12 protein-coding genes and 1 tRNA gene are annotated in these 15,952 nt (G+C 66.1%); 6 read left to right on the forward strand and 7 right to left on the reverse strand.

Annotated elements, in window-relative coordinates; translation table 11 throughout:
• Positions 1-102 precede the first annotated feature (102 nt).
• Complete coding sequence (locus tag BAU06_RS19070) at positions 103-1,479, forward strand: MFS transporter (protein ID WP_066353630.1); 1,377 nt, start codon at positions 103-105, stop codon at positions 1,477-1,479.
• Here the strand turns inward: BAU06_RS19070 and BAU06_RS19075 are convergent.
• Positions 1,476-2,384, reverse strand: a complete 909-nt coding sequence (locus BAU06_RS19075) for a LysR family transcriptional regulator (protein WP_066353631.1) — start codon at positions 2,382-2,384, stop codon at positions 1,476-1,478. The two genes, BAU06_RS19070 and BAU06_RS19075, sit on opposite strands and share 4 nt — an antisense overlap.
• 112 nt (positions 2,385-2,496) lie before the next feature.
• Here BAU06_RS19075 and BAU06_RS19080 point away from each other — a divergent pair, with 112 nt between their 5' ends.
• Positions 2,497-3,651 (forward strand): mandelate racemase/muconate lactonizing enzyme family protein, encoded by a 1,155-nt coding sequence (locus tag BAU06_RS19080; protein ID WP_066353634.1) that lies wholly within the window; start codon positions 2,497-2,499, stop codon positions 3,649-3,651.
• A 540-nt stretch (positions 3,652-4,191) separates the two neighbouring features.
• Here the strand turns inward: BAU06_RS19080 and BAU06_RS19085 are convergent.
• From BAU06_RS19085 to BAU06_RS19100, 4 genes are all read right to left on the reverse strand, one after another.
• Positions 4,192-5,724 carry an aldehyde dehydrogenase gene (locus BAU06_RS19085; RefSeq protein WP_082988321.1) on the reverse strand — a complete coding sequence of 511 codons (1,533 nt, stop codon included), beginning with the start codon at positions 5,722-5,724 and terminating at the stop codon, positions 4,192-4,194.
• Between the two features lie 55 nt (positions 5,725-5,779).
• Positions 5,780-6,763, reverse strand: a complete 984-nt coding sequence (locus BAU06_RS19090) for a Bug family tripartite tricarboxylate transporter substrate binding protein (protein ID WP_066353637.1) — start codon at positions 6,761-6,763, stop codon at positions 5,780-5,782.
• Between the two features lie 94 nt (positions 6,764-6,857).
• The gene (locus tag BAU06_RS19095) at positions 6,858-8,522 is read right to left on the reverse strand and encodes a hydantoinase B/oxoprolinase family protein (protein WP_066353639.1); all 1,665 of its coding nucleotides are present in this window, start codon (positions 8,520-8,522) and stop codon (positions 6,858-6,860) included.
• A gap of 12 nt (positions 8,523-8,534) precedes the next feature.
• Positions 8,535-10,607, reverse strand: coding sequence for a hydantoinase/oxoprolinase family protein (locus BAU06_RS19100; RefSeq protein WP_197509324.1), 2,073 nt, complete (start codon positions 10,605-10,607; stop codon positions 8,535-8,537).
• 130 nt (positions 10,608-10,737) lie between these two features.
• Here BAU06_RS19100 and BAU06_RS19105 point away from each other — a divergent pair, with 130 nt between their 5' ends.
• A complete protein-coding gene (locus BAU06_RS19105; protein ID WP_082993749.1) occupies positions 10,738-11,760 on the forward strand; it encodes a LysR family transcriptional regulator in 1,023 nt (340 codons plus the stop codon).
• A gap of 47 nt (positions 11,761-11,807) precedes the next feature.
• Positions 11,808-11,896, forward strand: a tRNA-Leu gene (locus BAU06_RS19110).
• An 87-nt stretch (positions 11,897-11,983) separates the two neighbouring features.
• Here the strand turns inward: BAU06_RS19110 and BAU06_RS19115 are convergent.
• On the reverse strand, positions 11,984-12,571 hold the full coding sequence (locus tag BAU06_RS19115; protein ID WP_066353642.1) for a helix-turn-helix domain-containing protein: 588 nt from the start codon (positions 12,569-12,571) through the stop codon (positions 11,984-11,986).
• 187 nt (positions 12,572-12,758) lie between these two features.
• On the opposite strand from BAU06_RS19115, the gene BAU06_RS19120 reads away from it, so the two are divergent.
• Together BAU06_RS19120 and BAU06_RS19125 are read left to right on the forward strand one after the other, a co-directional pair.
• Entirely contained in the window at positions 12,759-13,739 is a 981-nt protein-coding gene (locus tag BAU06_RS19120; protein ID WP_066353644.1) for a Bug family tripartite tricarboxylate transporter substrate binding protein, read from the forward strand.
• Positions 13,740-13,886: 147 nt separating this feature from the next.
• Positions 13,887-14,660 (forward strand): aldolase, encoded by a 774-nt coding sequence (locus tag BAU06_RS19125; RefSeq protein WP_066353645.1) that lies wholly within the window; start codon positions 13,887-13,889, stop codon positions 14,658-14,660.
• Positions 14,661-14,695: 35 nt separating this feature from the next.
• On the opposite strand, the gene nhaA is transcribed toward BAU06_RS19125, so the two are convergent.
• The gene (nhaA, locus tag BAU06_RS19130) at positions 14,696-15,907 is read right to left on the reverse strand and encodes a Na+/H+ antiporter NhaA (protein WP_066353646.1); all 1,212 of its coding nucleotides are present in this window, start codon (positions 15,905-15,907) and stop codon (positions 14,696-14,698) included.
• Positions 15,908-15,952: the final 45 nt, after the last annotated feature.

The raw sequence follows: 15,952 nt of genomic DNA on the forward strand, positions 1-15,952 counted from the left end.
GGGTCTGCCCGCACCATGTCCATGCGTACCCGATGGGGCTTCCCCATACGCGGTGGCAGCGGCGGCGCGCATGCCGGCCGCCGATGACATGGAGACTGGCTTATGCAGCACGCGCCCCGTACCGGCCGATACCGGTATCTGATTTTCTTCTCGGTCTTCATTCTTGCACTGATCAATTACATAGACCGGGGCGCGATCGCCTTCGCGTCCACGGCCATCACCGGCGAGTTCGGATTCGACAAGGCCGCATGGGGCTCCATACTTGGTTTTTTCGGCTACGGCTATATGTTCGGCGCCCTGTTCGGCGGCATGGCCGTCGACCGCATCGGCGCGCGCCGCCTGTGGCTGGTGGCGGGCATCGCCTGGTCCGCCTTCGAGATCCTGACGGCCTTCGCCGGGGAAATCGGCCTGGCCATCATGGGCGGCAGCGCGCTGGCGGGATTCGCCGTCATACGCATTGCCTTCGGCTTCACGGAAGGTCCGGCGTATTCGGTGATCAACAAGACCATCTCGCGCTGGTCGCCCGGCCAGGAGCGCGGATGGGCCTTGTCCCTGGCGCTGCTGAGTTCGCCGCTGGGCGCCATGCTTACCGCGCCGGTGGCCGTGGGCCTGTTGTCCTGGACCGGCAGCTGGCGCACGGCCTTCATCGTGCTGGGCGTGACCAGCCTGGTCGCCCTGCTCGCGATCATGCGCTATTTCACCAGCGGCCCGGAAGAGAACCCGCGCGTGTCGGCGGGAGAACTGGCCTACATCCAGGGCGACGCGCGGACCGCCGCGCCGCCATCCCGCCCGGCGGCCGCGGCCGGCGCCTGGCGGCGTTTCTTCTCCAATCCCACGCTGGTCTGCAACGCGCTGGGCTACTTCGCCTATGACTACGTCATTTTCTTGCTGCTGACCTGGACGCCCAAGTATCTGCACGACCAGTTCAACTTCGATCTGGGCTCGCTGTGGTATGTGGGCATGATTCCCTGGGTGGGCGCATGCGTCGCCATCCTGGTGGGGGGCCGGCTGTCGGATTGGCTGCTGCGCAGGACAGGCAGCTTTTTCGTCGGGCGCAGTTGCCTCGCGGCGGCATCGCTGCTGCTCACGGCGGTTTTCTTCTGGATGATGACGCGCGTGTCGTCGTCGGCGGCGGTGATCGCCCTGATGGCGCTGGCCAACACCTTCAGCACCTTGCCCAATTCCATCTACTGGGCGGTGATCATCGATTCGGTGCCCGCCGACCAGGTCGGCGCCTTCAGCGGCATCACGCATTGCATCGCCAACACCGGCGCGATCATCGCCCCGACGCTTGCCGGCTACCTGGCGTCGGCCTATGGCTATCCGGCGATCTTCACCGGCGCGGCGGTAGTGGCATTCCTGGCCATGATCGCCATGCTGGCGGTCCGGCCGGGTGGACAAACGCCAAGGCCGGGCCCCGCGTACTGGCCCGATATCGCGGGAGGCAATCCACCGCGAGCCGGCAGCCGGAATGGTTAGCGCGCGAAGGGACCGGACGCGAACCGGTCCTTCAGGAATTGCAGGCAGACACGCACCTTGGCGGAACTGGCCTGCCGATGCGTCGTCACCGCCCACACATCGGCGGGCCAGTCATAGCCGGCCAGCACGCGCACCATCTCGCCACTGGCCAGGCTCTCGGCGCAGTCCCATTCGGACGCGCGGATGATGCCGTGCCCGGCCAGCGCCCATTGCCAGATGATGTCGTTGTTATTGGAGGACAAGGGCCCATGCACCTTGACCGTATGCATGTCACCGCCGCGCTGCAGGCGCCACGTGCCAAGCGGCTGGTCGCGTTCCCGGAAGGCCAGGCAGGCATGCTCGCGAAGGTCCTGGGGTTCGGCGGGCATGCCACGCCGCGCGATATACGCCGGCGAGGCGCACAGTATGCGCCGGCTGCCGGCCAGCCGGTGCGCGATCAGGTGCGGCTCGGGTACCGCGCCGATACGGATGTCCAGGTCGATCGACTCCGCGATGAGATCGACAGGCCTGTCCACCACGACCAGCGAGAAATCGAGAAACGGATAGCGCAGCGAAAGCTCGGACAGTGCCGGCGTCAAAAGCCTGCGTCCCAGGCGGAAGCTCGCGCTGATGCGCACAGTGCCGCGCGGCTCGGTGCGCACCGCGGATACCGCGCCCTGCATCTCGTGGGCGGCATCGAGCATGGACAAGGCCCATCGAAGAATGGCCTGGCCATCGTCTGTCAACACGGCCTGGCGCGTCGTGCGATGCAACAGCGAGCAGCCCAGCACGCGCTCGAGAATGGCCATGCGCTTGCTGACGTAGGAAGACGAAGCGCCGAGCTCCGCCGCGCAGCGCGCGAAGCTGCCCAGCCGCACGACGGTGCAGAAAATCTGGAGATCGCGCAGTTCGGGAAATGTCTCCATGCCAGCCCACGAATTCCGAGCGGCACGACGCGAAGCCGGCCAGTGCCGCGAAGCCCGCGCAGTTTAACAGGCAGGCCTGCCTGGCCCGCCGCAACACCGACAAAGGAATCCCATGCGAGTCGACCACATCGAAGTCATACCCCTGGACATGCAGCTAGGCGAAGTATTCAAGGGCGGCACCTACCAGGTGGCATCCAGGCCAACCCTGGTGACGCGCGTCTACCTGGAAAACGGCATCGTCGGCGAAACCTACGGTGGCGATGAATTCCATACGCAAAAGGAAATCGTCGCCGTGATGCGCGACCATCTGGCACCGGTGCTGGTGGGGCAGGACGTGCGGGACTTCCAGCGCCTGTGGGAGTCCATGTTCCATATCGACGTGGACCTGGGCAACCGCGGCCTGCACCAGCTGGACATGCATCCGCGCGGCATCCTGATGCAGGCCATCAGCGGCCTGGACAACGCCATGTGGGACGCCCGCGGCAAGCTGTACGGCGCGCCCGTCTACAAGCTGCTGGGCGGGGTGCGCGAGCGCGTCCCGGTGATCTCGATAGGCGGCTATTACCCCAAGGATGGCGGCGACCCCCTGAAAGCGATTGCCGACGAGGTACGCAGCGTGCGCGACGCCGGCTGCATCGGGATAAAGATGAAGGTGGGGCGCGCCAGCCTGGAGCAGGACCTGGAGCGCGTGCGCGCCGCGCGCAAGGAAGGCGGCAAGGACTTCGTCATCGCGGTCGACGCCAACCAGGGCTGGGACCCGCTGGACGCCGTGAAATTCTGCGTCGCCATGGAACGGGCGCAACTGGACGTGCGGTGGATGGAGGAACCGGTCAAATGGTACGACCAGACCGACGGTCTGCGCCTGCTGGCCAGCAAGACGTCCATTCCCATCAACGCGGGACAGGGGGAAATCACCGGGCGGGCCTGCCGCGACCTGATCGACAAAGGGGGCGTGAACATCCTGAACCTGGATTGCACGCTGTGCGGCGGCGTCACCGAATGGCAGCGCGTCGCCGGCATGGCGAAGCTGATGAACGTGGAAATGGCCCACCACGAGGAACCGCAGGTGGCGGTGCACTTGATCGCCGCCAACCCGCACGCGCTGTTCGTCGAGATCTTCGCCAACCGCAAGCGCGATCCCCTGCTATGGGAATTGCCCGAGGGCTTTCCGGACATCCGCGATGGCTATATGCAGGTTCCCCAATCCCCGGGCCTGGGCGTGCGGCTGCGACCGGAAGTCATCGAACGCTTCCGCTGCGACCGCTAGCGCGAGTGGCAAGGGGCGCGGCGCTGCCACGAAGGTCGCGGCGGCTGGCGCCCTGATGACCGGCGATGCCGCCGGATGTGACGGGAAAGAATTCGATGGCGGAAGGTGTGAGATTCGAACTCACGAGGGCCGTGAAGCCCCGCCGGTTTTCCTTACCCCTATGGCTTTCGCCACCAGGACTTGCCTGTTTGCGGGTCTGGACTTTGCCTTCACCGTGGTTCCGTGGGGACGGAACGTTAGGTGGGAGCCGTCAAGTCTCTACACGTTATCGATACGCGGAGCGGGCCGCAACGCCGCGGACCCGAACCTGCGCCGCCTATGCGGGCAAACCAGCCTTGGAAACTGGCGATCGCCCTGCGCGACCGCGCCGCATCGATCTTCGCTCGGCGTTACCTCGGAAGCGTCCAGGGGCTTCGCCGAATTTGACTCCTTACATCCCGCGGGTTTCCCCGCTGGCGCTCGATTGAACAAGACCGGTGCATTCAACCACTCTGCCAACCTTCCACGGGCGGGATTGTATCGGATTTCGGCCCCGCGGCATTACGCGCGGGGGTTGAACGGATCCTTGATTCCGGCCCCCGTATCGATCCACACGCTCTTGGTTTCGGTGAACTCGTAGATGGCGTGCAGGCCGTTTTCCCGGCCGATGCCGCTTTCCTTCATCCCGCCGAAGGGCGTCGCCCAGTTGGTGCGCCGGTAAGTATTGACCCACACCGTGCCGGCGCGCAGGCGGCGCGCCATGCGGTGGGCGCGCTTCACGTCATGGGTCCAGACCCCGGCGGCCAGGCCATAGCGCGTGTCGTTGGCGATACGTACCGCATCGTCCTCGTCGCGGAACGGTATCAGGCACAGCACGGGGCCGAACACTTCTTCCTGCGCGATGCGCATATCGTTGCGCACGCCGCCGAAAATCGTCGGTTCGATGAACAGGCCGCGCGCCAGCCCGGGATCCGCCGGCGGCTTGCCGCCGGACAGCAGTACCGCGCCCTCTTCCTGTGCCACGCCGATCCAGTGCCGGGTCTTGTCGTACTGGGCCCGGCAGGCCAACGTGCCCATTTCCGTATCCGGGTCCAGCGGATCGCCCACCCTGATCCGGCGCGTACGGGCGACCAGCCGTTCCGCGAAGGCGTCGTAGATGTCGGCGTGCACCAGGGCGCGCGAGCCCGCCAGGCAGGTCTGGCCCGTGGCCGCGAAAATGCCCGCCAGCACGCCATTCAGCGCGCTGTCCAGGTCGGCATCCTCGAAGATGATGTTGGGCGACTTGCCGCCCAGCTCCAGGGACACGCGCGCCAGGCGCTCCGCCGCCGTGGCCGCGATCTTCTTGCCGACGGCCGTGGAGCCGGTAAAGGCGATCTTGTCCACGCCCGGATGGCCGGCCAGCGCGGCGCCCACCGCCCCATCCCCGGTGACCACGTTCACCACGCCCGGCGGAAAGCCCGCCGCCTCGAACATTTCCGCCAGCAACAGCGTGGAGATAGGCGTGATCTCCGAAGGCTTGATCACCACCGTATTGCCCGCCGCCAAGGCTGGGCACAACTTCCAGAAGAGCAGCGACAGCGGGCTGTTCCAGGGCGTGATCGCGGCGACCACGCCGATGGGCTCGCGCACCGTGAAATTGAACATGTCCGGCACGCTCAAGGGCACGGTCTCGCCATGCATCATCTCGGCGGCGCCGGCGAAGTAATAGCAGTACGAGGCCAGGGCGCGCGTCTGGCCCAGCACCTCGCGGATCAGTTTGCCGTTTTCCAGGACCTGCACGTTGGCGAGCTCCTGCACGTCGCCCTCGATCAACTGGCCCAGGCGGCGCAGCAGGCGCGCCCGGTAGGCCGGCAGCCCGCGGGACCACTCGCTGTCCTCGAAGGCCAGGCGGGCCGCCGCCACGGCGCGGTCCACGTCCTGCACCGTGGCCGCCGGCGCGCTGGCCCACCCCTGCCCAGTATACGGATCGATGCTGTCGAACGCGCGCCCATCGGCGGCGTCGGTCCAGGCGCCGCCGATCAACATGCGGTACGCGCGATGCGGCCTGGCACGCAGGTCGGCCGGTACGGTGCCCGTCGGGGTGGGTGCGTTCATCCTGTTGTCTCCTTCGATATCGTTGTGCCGGAGGTCCCTGGCGCCGCGCCCGGCGTCATTCGACCATGGGGATATTCGCCTTGCGCACGACGTCTCCCCAGTATTGCTTTTGCGCGATGAGCCATTCGCGGAACGCCTCCGGGCTCTTGCTGGCCACCGGTTGCAGGCCGACCGCCCGCAGCTTGTCGCCATAGGCGGAATCCTTGGAGATCTCCGTCAGCGCCGCATGCAGTTTCATCACGATGTCGCGCGGCGTATTGGGCGGCGCGGCCACGCCCAGCCACGCGATGGCCTCGAAGCCCGGCAGCGTTTCGGACATGGTCGGCACGTCCGGCACGGTCGGCGACCGCTCCAGCGTCGTGACCGCCAGCGCGCGCAGGCGTCCGCCCTTGATCTGCCCCAGCGGCGACGGCAGGGAGTCGATGAAGAAGGTCACCTGTCCGCCCATTACGTCGGCGATGGCCGGCGCCGCGCCCTTGTAGGGCACATGCAGCAGCCTGGTTCCGGTGGACAAGGCAAACAGCTCGCTGATCAGGTGCGGGCCGCTGCCCGGCCCGAAGGAGCCATAGGAGATGGCGTTGGGCTTTTCCTTCGCGGCCTTGACCACATCGGCCACGGATTTATACGGGCTTTCGGACGAGACCACCATCACGTACGGAAACGACACTACTTCCGAGATCACCGCGAAGCCGTCTATGGGATCGAAGGGAAAATTCGGCTTCAGGTTGGGCGAAACCGTATGCACCGTGGCCGACATCAGGAGCAGGTTGTAGCCGTCGGGCTCGGCACGCGCGACCGCGCTGGAGCCGATCTGGCCGGTGGCGCCGGGCTTGTTCTCGACGATCACCGGCTGGCCCAGTTTTTCGGAGAGCTTCTCGGCCAGCGCGCGGCCCACCATGTCCACCGTGCCCGCGGCGGTCCACGGCACGATCAGCTTGATCGGGCGGTCCGGATAGGCCGCCCAGGCGGGGTCGGCCGAACTCACCGCGAGCGCGGCGCCGATGAATGAAAAAAAGCGCTTCCAGGCAAAACCCTTCATTCTTCTACTCCCCTTGACGACGTTGGATGGCCGGCCCCCTGCCTGCAAGCACGAAAGCGGGCCCCGCGGAGCCCGCTTGCGCGCCTGAGCTGCCTTATGCCGGGTAGCCGTAGAACTCCCTTGCATGCTCGGGCGTGATCAGCCCGTTCTTCAGATCTTCTTGTACCCGCTCGCGGCTGCGCTTCCTGGGATCGCCGTATCCCCCGCCGCCTGGAATATGGCTAACGATACGATCGCCGGCCGCCAATGTCACCTGCCGGCCCGCGTCCTCGCGGGTACCCCGTATGGACAAATAGCCGCACGGCGCGCTGCCGCCGCCCAGCACTCCTTCCGGGGGATACACGAAGCGGCCGCCGCGGAAACTGGCCAGGACCTCGCCCACCGGGCCGACGTCGCCCTCCAGGAGCCGCAGCACGTATTTCTGGCCGAAGCCGCCGCGGAAGGTGCCCGGCCCGGCCGAGTCGACCCACAGCGCCCGTTCCTCCACGATCATCGGCACTTCGCTTTCGATGACCTCGGCCGGCGTATTGCCCACGTTGTACGGAAAGGCCAGGCAGGAGACGCCATCCTTGTTGGCCCGCGCACCCAGTCCGCCGCTGGATACATTGAACGGCGCGAAGTTTTCGCCGTCGTGACGCTTGCCGAACATGTACTGCCCCCACATCGGCGTGGCGCCCGCGCCCGCGCAGATCCGGTCAGACGCGCCCGGCGCCACGGCCTGGTAGACCAGGTCCGGCAGGAAGGTGCCGATGGCGGTGCGGCCGAATACCGGCGCGGGGAAAGTGCAATTCAGCACACTGCCCTCTTCCGCCACGACGGTGATGGGCCGCAGCGTCCCTTCGTTGATGGACACCGGCAGGTTCAGCATGCAAAGCACGCCGAAGTAGGTGTACGCGGAGGTATAGGCCAGCGTGCAATTGATTGCCGGCTTGACCTGCGGCGACGATCCCGAGAAATCCACGACGATGCGGCCGTCCGCGATGGTCACGGCCGTATGGATGGTGACGATCTCGCCGCCGACGATGTCGATCTGGGCTTCATGGCGATAGACACCCGGCTTGAGCCGACGGATCTCCTCGCGCGTCACGATTTCGCTGCGCTCGACGATTTCGTCGGACAGCCCTTGCAGGTCCGCCCAGTCCATCTCGGCGCAGATATCGCACAAGCGCTCGCCGCCCACGTGGCATGCCGACACCTGGGCCTGCAGGTCCCCCAGCACGGTCTCATGCGAGCGCACGTTGGCGGCGATGAAGGCTTGCACATCCTGGTTCAGGACCCCGGCGCGGTAGTACTTGAGCATGGGAATGCGCAAGCCTTCCTCGTAGTTGTCGCGGCTTTCGGTGGTGGCGCGGCGGCCGCCGATGTCGACGTGGTGGCAGCAGGTCACCACATAGGCGATGTGGCGGCCGTTGTGGAAGACCGGCACCATGATGGTGATGTCGTTGTGGTGGCCGCTGCCGGCCCATGGGTCATTGCCGATGAAGACATCGCCTTCCTGGAAACTGCCCTTGGGATAGTAGGAAAGAATGTTGCGCAGCATCGTTCCCAACGGCCCGCACAGGCCCGGCGTACTGGCCGGCGTCTGCGCCAGCAGCCGCGCCTCGGCGTCGAAGACGGCGCAGCCGAAGTCGCCGATATCCCGCACCACCGTGGAAAACGAAGTGCGCCGCAGGGTGGAACCCAGTTCGCCGACGATGGAAATCAAGCGCCGCCAGAGCATTTCCAGCGTGACGGGATCGATCCGGTTTTGCGTGGTCATTGTCCTTGCCTCTTAGTTCGAAAGTTCCACGATCAGGCTGCCATGCGGGTCCACCTGGATGCGCGCGCCGCTGGGCACGACGGTGGTCGACTCGTTCTCCTCCACGATGGCGGGCCCCGGGAAGGGCCGGCCCGGCGCGATCCCGGCGCGCCGATGCACCGCGAAGTCCAGCCACTGGCGAGTGCGGGTGCAGAAGGCGCGGCGCGTGCCGATCTTGCCGTCGCCCTCCGCCTCGCGCGCCGCGCCGGCGCCGGAGGCGACGCGGCGCTCGGCGCTGGCCGTGACGCGGAAGTTCATGATCTCCAGCGGCAGGTTTTCAAAAACGCGACCGTAGAGCCGGCGATAGGTGTTCTCGAAGGCCGCGCGGATGGCGGCGAGCACGGCTTCGTGGTCGCCCTGCTTGGAGAAGGTCGCCGTGACGTCGTAGCCCTGGCCCAGGTAGCGCATGTCCACGCTGTATTCGTAGGCCACCTGCTCGGCCCCGACCGTGGCGGGCAGGCGCTCCCGGCACTCCGCCAGCATCTCGGCGCACACGGCGTCCAGGCGTTCCGCCGACAGGTCCTTGAACAGCATGCGCCGGGAACGCACGGCCGCATACATTACGGGCGCCACGATCATGCCGAAGGCGGCCGCCACCCCGGCGCGCGGCGGGATCAGCACGGTGCGGATGCCCAGCCGGGCGGCCAGGTCGCAGGCGTGCACCGGCCCCGCCCCGCCGAACGCGACCAGGGCGCAGGATTTCGGGTTCTCGCCCTTCTCGCTGACATAGGCCTTGGCGGCGGAGGCCATGTTTTCGTTGACGATGGCGTGTACCCCGAAGGCCGCTTCCTGCACCGAGATGCCCAGCGGCGAGGCCAGCGTGGCGTCGATCGCGCGCTCCGCGGCGGCCTTGTCCAGCGCCATGCGGCCACCCAGGAAATGCGCGGGGTCCAGATAGCCCAGCACCAGGTCCGCGTCGGATACCGTGGGGTCCGTGCCACCCTGGCCATAGCAGGCGGGACCCGGCACCGCCGAGGCGCTTTGCGGACCGACCTGCAGCGTGCCCACCGGCGTGCGCCGCGCGATACTGCCGCCGCCAGCGCCGATCTCGATCAGGTCCACCACCGAGATGCGCACCGGTATGCCGCTGCCCGGCTTGAAGCGGTGCACGTGCGCCACCTCGAAATCATTGGTCAGCGTGGCCTGGCCGTTTTCCACCAGCGCCAGCTTGGCCGTGGTGCCACCCATGTCGAAGGCCAGGACCTTGTCCAAGTTGGCCAGGCGGGCGAAGTGCGCCGCGCCCAGGGTGCCGGCGGCGGGACCGGATTCGATGATCTGCACCGGGAACTCGCGCGCGAAATCCACCGAGTTGATACCCCCGCTGGACATCATCATCAGCATCTCGCCCTGGAACCCCTGATCGCGCAGGCGCTCCTGCAAGCGCGACAGGTAGCGCGAGGCCACCGGCTTGGCATAGGCGTTGACCACCGTGGTGGTGGTGCGCTCGTATTCCTTCATTTCCGGCAGTACATCGCTGGACAGGCTGACGCGGCAACCCGGCATCATCTCGCGCACGATCTCGCCCACCCGGCGTTCATGCGCGGGATTGCGGTAGGCGTGCAGCAGGCAGACGGCGATCGACTCGCAGCCCTCGTTCTTCAGTGCCTGCACCGCCTGGCGCACGCCGTCCTCATCCAGCGGCGTTAGCACGGCACCCGTTGCATGCAGTCGCTCGTCCACTTCCATCCGCAGGTAGCGCGGCACCAGCGGGACGGGATATTCAATCTGCAGATCGTAGGCGTCGAAGCGCTTTTCGCGGCCGATCTCCAGCACGTCGCGGAAACCGCGCGTGGTGATCAGGCCGGTGCGCGCGCCCTTGCGCTCGATGACCGCGTTGATCACCAGCGTGGTGCCGTGCACCATGACGTCCACCGCGCCGGCCCCCGCGTCGCGCTGCCCCGCCAGGGCAGCCACGCCCTGCTCGATGGCGCGGGACGGATCGTCCGGCGTGGTCAGGGTTTTATAGACCCGTACTTCTCCGCTGCCTTCATCCACCTCCACGAAATCCGTGAAGGTGCCTCCGATATCGCTGCCTATGGTGATCACCGCTGTCCTCCCTGGTTGCCCATGCCGGAATCTTAGGGAGGTCCCCTAATGCCAGGAATTCTCACGTTGCTAAAATCCGCTTCAACTATTTGTTAATGCGCTGTCCTTGGCTTAAATAGGGGCCGATCCGGTGGATAAGCTGCGTGCGTTGGAATACTTTGTGGCGGCGGCGAACGAGCGCAGCTTCACCGGCGCCGCGCGCGCCTTGAACGTCAGCGTCCCGGCCGTTGCCCGCCTGGTGGGCGCGCTGGAGCAGCGCCTGGGCGTTGCCCTGTTCGAGCGCACGGTGCAGGGGCTGACCCTGACCGCCGACGGCGTGAATTACCTGGCGGTGTGCCGTCCGCTGATGGAGCAGCTGGATGCGGCGGACGAGGCGCTGCGCGGCGGCGCCTTGCGGCCGCGCGGCACGCTGGTGCTGGGGACGTCGCCCATTCTTTCGCAGCACTCCATCCTGCCCGCTTTGCCGGCCTTCCATGCGCGGCATCCGGACATCCATATCGACATCCGCAACATCGACCGCGTCACGGCGCCGGAGGCCAGCACCGCCGAAGTCCTGGTGCTGTACGGCTGGCCCAAGCAGCCGGGCATGGTCCATCGCCATCTGGCCGACACCCGGCTGCTGATCTGCGCCGCGCCGCAATACTGGGAAAAGCATGGCGTGCCTGTCTCGCCGCGCGACCTCGCGCAGCACCAATGCCTGCTGTTCCGCGACCACGAGGGCACGGTCATCGACTACTGGGAGCACGAGCGCGACGGCCAGGTCGAGGCGGTGGCGGTCAACGGCTGGCTGGTCAGCAGCCACCGGGATGTCATCCTGGATGCGGTGATCGCCGGCCAGGGCGTGGCGCGCTTCACCGACCTGTCCATACGCGATCCCTTGCGCATGGGATTGCTGGTGCCGGTGCTGACGGACTGGCAGACGCGGCAATCGCCGCCGATCAACCTGCTTTACCGCTCCAATCAGCGTCGGCTGCCGCGGGTACGGCTGTTCATCGAATTCCTGACCGACCTTTTCCAGCGGCTGGAGGACGAGCGCGGGCCCGAGCTGGCGCAGCAGTTGGCGGCGGAGGAGCCGCATTGGTATCGACGCCGCCATAGCCGCGCGTCCGCCACGCCAGCGGCGGCCGCACGGCGGGCGTCGCGCGCCGGATAGCCGCGTTCGACGCGGGTACAATCGCGTTCCGCCACCGATAACGGCGCGCCCGAGTGGTGAAATTGGTAGACACAGAGGACTTAAAATCCTCCGGCTTTAATCGGCCGTACCGGTTCGATTCCGGTCTCGGGCACCACCGGCACGTTTCAACGTGAAGCGAAGAATAGCGGCGGGTTCCGGCCTTCCTGCGCCGCTTGCCTTCACTCGCAAGCAACCTTCGACGTTATGCGCCCGGCCGTCTCGTCGGATCCGACACCACCACCAGGGCCTGGGCCGGCGTGTCCCCCAGGGATCGGGAGCGGTGCGGCAATGACGCATTGAAGTACAGCGAATCGCCGGCGGTCATGGCCACGGTGTGGTCGGCGAAGATGACTTCCATGTCGCCGCTGACAACGTAGATCAGTTCCTCCCCCGCATGGCTGACAAGTTCGGGATCGGCATCCACCGAGAACGGCGGGACCATCATGAACGGCGTCATCGCCTTGTTCAGGCGTTCGGTGGCGATGGCTTCATAGGTGTAGCCCTGCCGCTCCCGCGACGGGCTGAAAGGAACCCGGTCCGCCGCGCGCACCAGCAGGATCTCGCTGGACTGCGCCGGATTCCCTATCAGCTGGTCGACGCTTACATCGAGCGCCTTCGCCAGCTTCAACAACGTCCCGATGGTCGGGGACGAGAGGCCACGTTCCAGCTTGGATAAATAGCTCTTGGTAAGCGTGGCCCGTTCCGCGACCTGCTCCAAGGTCAAGGCATTCAATTTCCGAAACGACGCCAGGCGTTCGCCCAAGGCGTTGTCGCGCACTTTGTCTTCCATGTTTCCCGCATAAGCCTCGTGCCGCGCCAGCGTCCCCGCGCGGGGATGGCTGCGCCGAAGCGGAATTCTAGACCCAGGGTTTTACCGGATCAACTTTAGTTTCCCTTTAGGACACTTAAGTGTCATTATATACACGCTTGTGTCTGACACTGACTCCGATTCAACTTAAGAACAAGGGGAACCATCCATGAACTCATCGCACCGCCGCGCGCTGTTCGCCGTACTCGCCTGCCTTGCCCCGCTGACGCTGTTCCCTCCGTCCGTACTCGCCGGCGCATATCCCGACCGCGCGATCAGCCTTGTCGTGCCCTTTGGCGCCGGCGGAATCACGGACCTCGTGGCGCGCGCCACCGGCAAGGCCCTGAGCGAACAACTCGGACAGGCGGTGATCGTCGAGAACCGGCCCGGCGCGGGCGGCAACATCGCGGCCGACTACATCAGGCGGGCAAAACCCGATGGCTACACGCTGATGTTCACCACCATGGGTGTACTGGCGGTCAACCCGCATACGGACATGAAGAGCCCTTTCGATAGTCAGAAGGACTTCAGCTACATCTCCCTGGTGGCCAACACGCCGCATCTCATCGCGGTCAACGCCGGCGTGGCCGCGGAGAATCTGGGTGAGCTCATCAAGCTGGCCAAGGACAAGCCCAACTCGATAAGCTTCGGAACAGCGGGCCTGGGCAGTTCGCCCTATCAAGGCATGGCCATTCTGCAGGAAGCGCAGGGTATCCGCTTCCTGCACGTGCCGTACAAAAGCGGCGCCGAGTCCGTGACCGGCGTGGTAGCCGGGCAGGTGGACATGACCTTCGAAGCGACGCCGCAAGTCATGCCCTTCGTCGCCGCACGGAAGCTACGCGCGCTGGCGGTTGCGAATACGCAGCGCCTCGCCAGCGCGCCGGACGTGCCTTCGACAACGGAGCTGGGCTATCCGGGCATCGTGTCGGGCTCCGTAGCCGGACTGATAGGGCCGGCCGGCCTGCCGCCCGATGTCATTGAGACGCTCAATGCAGCCGTGGCCAAGGTCGTGGCAGATCCGGCATTCAAGGACACATTGCTCAAGCAGGGCACGGCCACCGCCTCGTCCACGCCGGATCAATTCCGGCGTCTCGTGGCGGACGAAGACAAGCGCTGGGCCAAGATCCTGGCCGGCGCGAAGGAAAATTGACCGGCCGGATGAAGCAGCCCGGGATATCGGCCGAGGCGGCCTTTTGCGCCTGGCGCGGCCACCCGGGCCCCGCCAGGCGCTGGAAGCCGACCCGCGCACATTCTGTACGGATAACCCCTTACACTCATCTCGAACCAGGAGCCCCATATGGAAACCATGCAACTCAAGAAAAGCGAGATTGTCAGCGCTTCGCTCAAGAGAATGGAAAGCGACCTGCGCTCGGACAAGATGCCGCTGCGCGAAGCGGTGGCCGAGACTTGCCGCATCCTTTACGCTTTCGGACACGACTCCGGCCTGTCCGGCCAGATCACCGCGCGCGCGGAGACGGCGGGCACCTACTGGACGCAGCGCCTCGGACTGGGCTTCGACGAAATCACCAGCGACAACCTGCTGCTGGTCGATGAGGACCTCAACGTGCTGAAGGGCGAAGGCATGCCCAATCCCGCCAACCGCTTCCATTCGTGGCTGTATCGCGCGCGGCCGGACATCAACTGCATTGTCCACTCGCACGCGCCGCACGCCTCCGCGCTGGCAATGCTGGAAGTGCCCTTGACCATCTCGCACATGGATACCTGCGTGCTGTATGACCAGGTCGCGTTCCTGGGCAAGTGGCCCGGCATTCCGGTGGGCAATGAAGAGGGCGAGATCATCAGCGGTGCGCTGGGTAACAAGAAGGCTATCCTGCTTTCGCACCACGGCCTGCTGGTGTGCGGCGCCAGCGTGGAGGAAGCCTGCGTGCTGGGCGTGATGTTCGAGCGCGCGGCGCGGCTGCAATTGCTGGCGATGGCCGCGGGGCAAATCCAGCCGATTCCGCATGACCTGGGCGCGGAAGCGCAGAAGTGGGTCAGCACACCGCGCCGGTATGAAGCGACGTTCGCCTACTACTCGCGCCGCGCGCGCCGGGAGCTGCCGGCGCTTTGAGCCGTAGCGGGCTATCCCGGCGTGCCGACGCGGGCCTACCGGGTCTCCTCCGCCTCAAGATCCAGCGTATCCGGATCCGTGTCGGAAACGGTGGGCGATCCCATTGCCTTCAGCCAGGCAAAGCCCACGACGCCCGCAATCAAAGAGGCCAGAAGAATCGCCATCTTGGATGCGTTGACGGCCTCGGGCTGACCGGGAAACGCAAGGTTGGCGATGAAGATCGACATCGTGAATCCTATGCCCCCCAGCAGGCCCGCGCCCAGCACATGACGCCACGCCAGATCCAGGGGCAGGCGGCACAAGCCGAGCGAAACGGCCGCGAAGCTGAAGAGGAAGATCCCCACGGGCTTGCCCGCGACCAGTCCTAGCATGATCCCCAGGCTATTCGAGGTCAGCAGTTCGGACGCCCACCCCGAACCGATCACGATGCCCGTGTTGGCCAGCGCGAAGATCGGCAGGATCAGGAAGGTGACGGGCTTATGCAGCGCATGCTCCAGCCGGTGCGACGGGGACTGCTCATCATCCTGCCTGGCCGAGTACGGGATCGCGAAGGCCAGCAAGACCCCTGCGATGGTGGCATGCACGCCCGACTTGAGCATGAAGAACCACATCAGCGCGCCGCCCAACAGATAAGGCAGCAGCGCCATGACGCGCATCAGGCGATTCATGGCGACCAGGCAGGCGAACACAGCCAGGGCGCCGGACAGATACAGGAACGACAAGTCCGAGGTATAGAACAGGCCGATCACGACAATGGCGCCCAGGTCGTCCATGACCGCCAGGGCGGTCAGGAAGACCTTCAGCGACGCGGGCACCCGGCTGCCCAGCAGCGCCAGCACCCCGAGCGCGAAGGCGATGTCGGTCGCCATCGGGATGCCGGCGCCTGCCTGCGTGGGCGTGCCGCCGTTCAAGCCGAAATGGATCAGGGCCGGGACCGCGATGCCGCCCGTGGCGGCCAGCATCGGCAGCAAGGCGTTGCGGAATTCCGAGAGCTCGCCGTTGTACAGCTCGCGCTCCAGCTCCAGGCCGATCAGCAGGAAGAACACGGCCATCAGCGCGTCGTTGATCCAGTGTTCGATGCTCAAGCCCGCGATATGCGCGTGCCAGAAACCCAGATAGGCACCGCCGGCCGGGGAGTTCGCGATCCCGAGCGAAATCAGCGTGCACAGGATAAGGATGATGCCGCCGGCCTTGCCCGATGCGGCGAATTCCTTGAACGTGTTGGAGAGTCGTCGCTCGATGCGCATTATTCGGCCCCCAAGGCGGCACAACGAGCGGAAGATGAAGCGAGG

This window comes from Bordetella bronchialis (assembly GCF_001676705.1).
GTDB lineage: Bacteria > Pseudomonadota > Gammaproteobacteria > Burkholderiales > Burkholderiaceae_B > Bordetella_C > Bordetella_C bronchialis.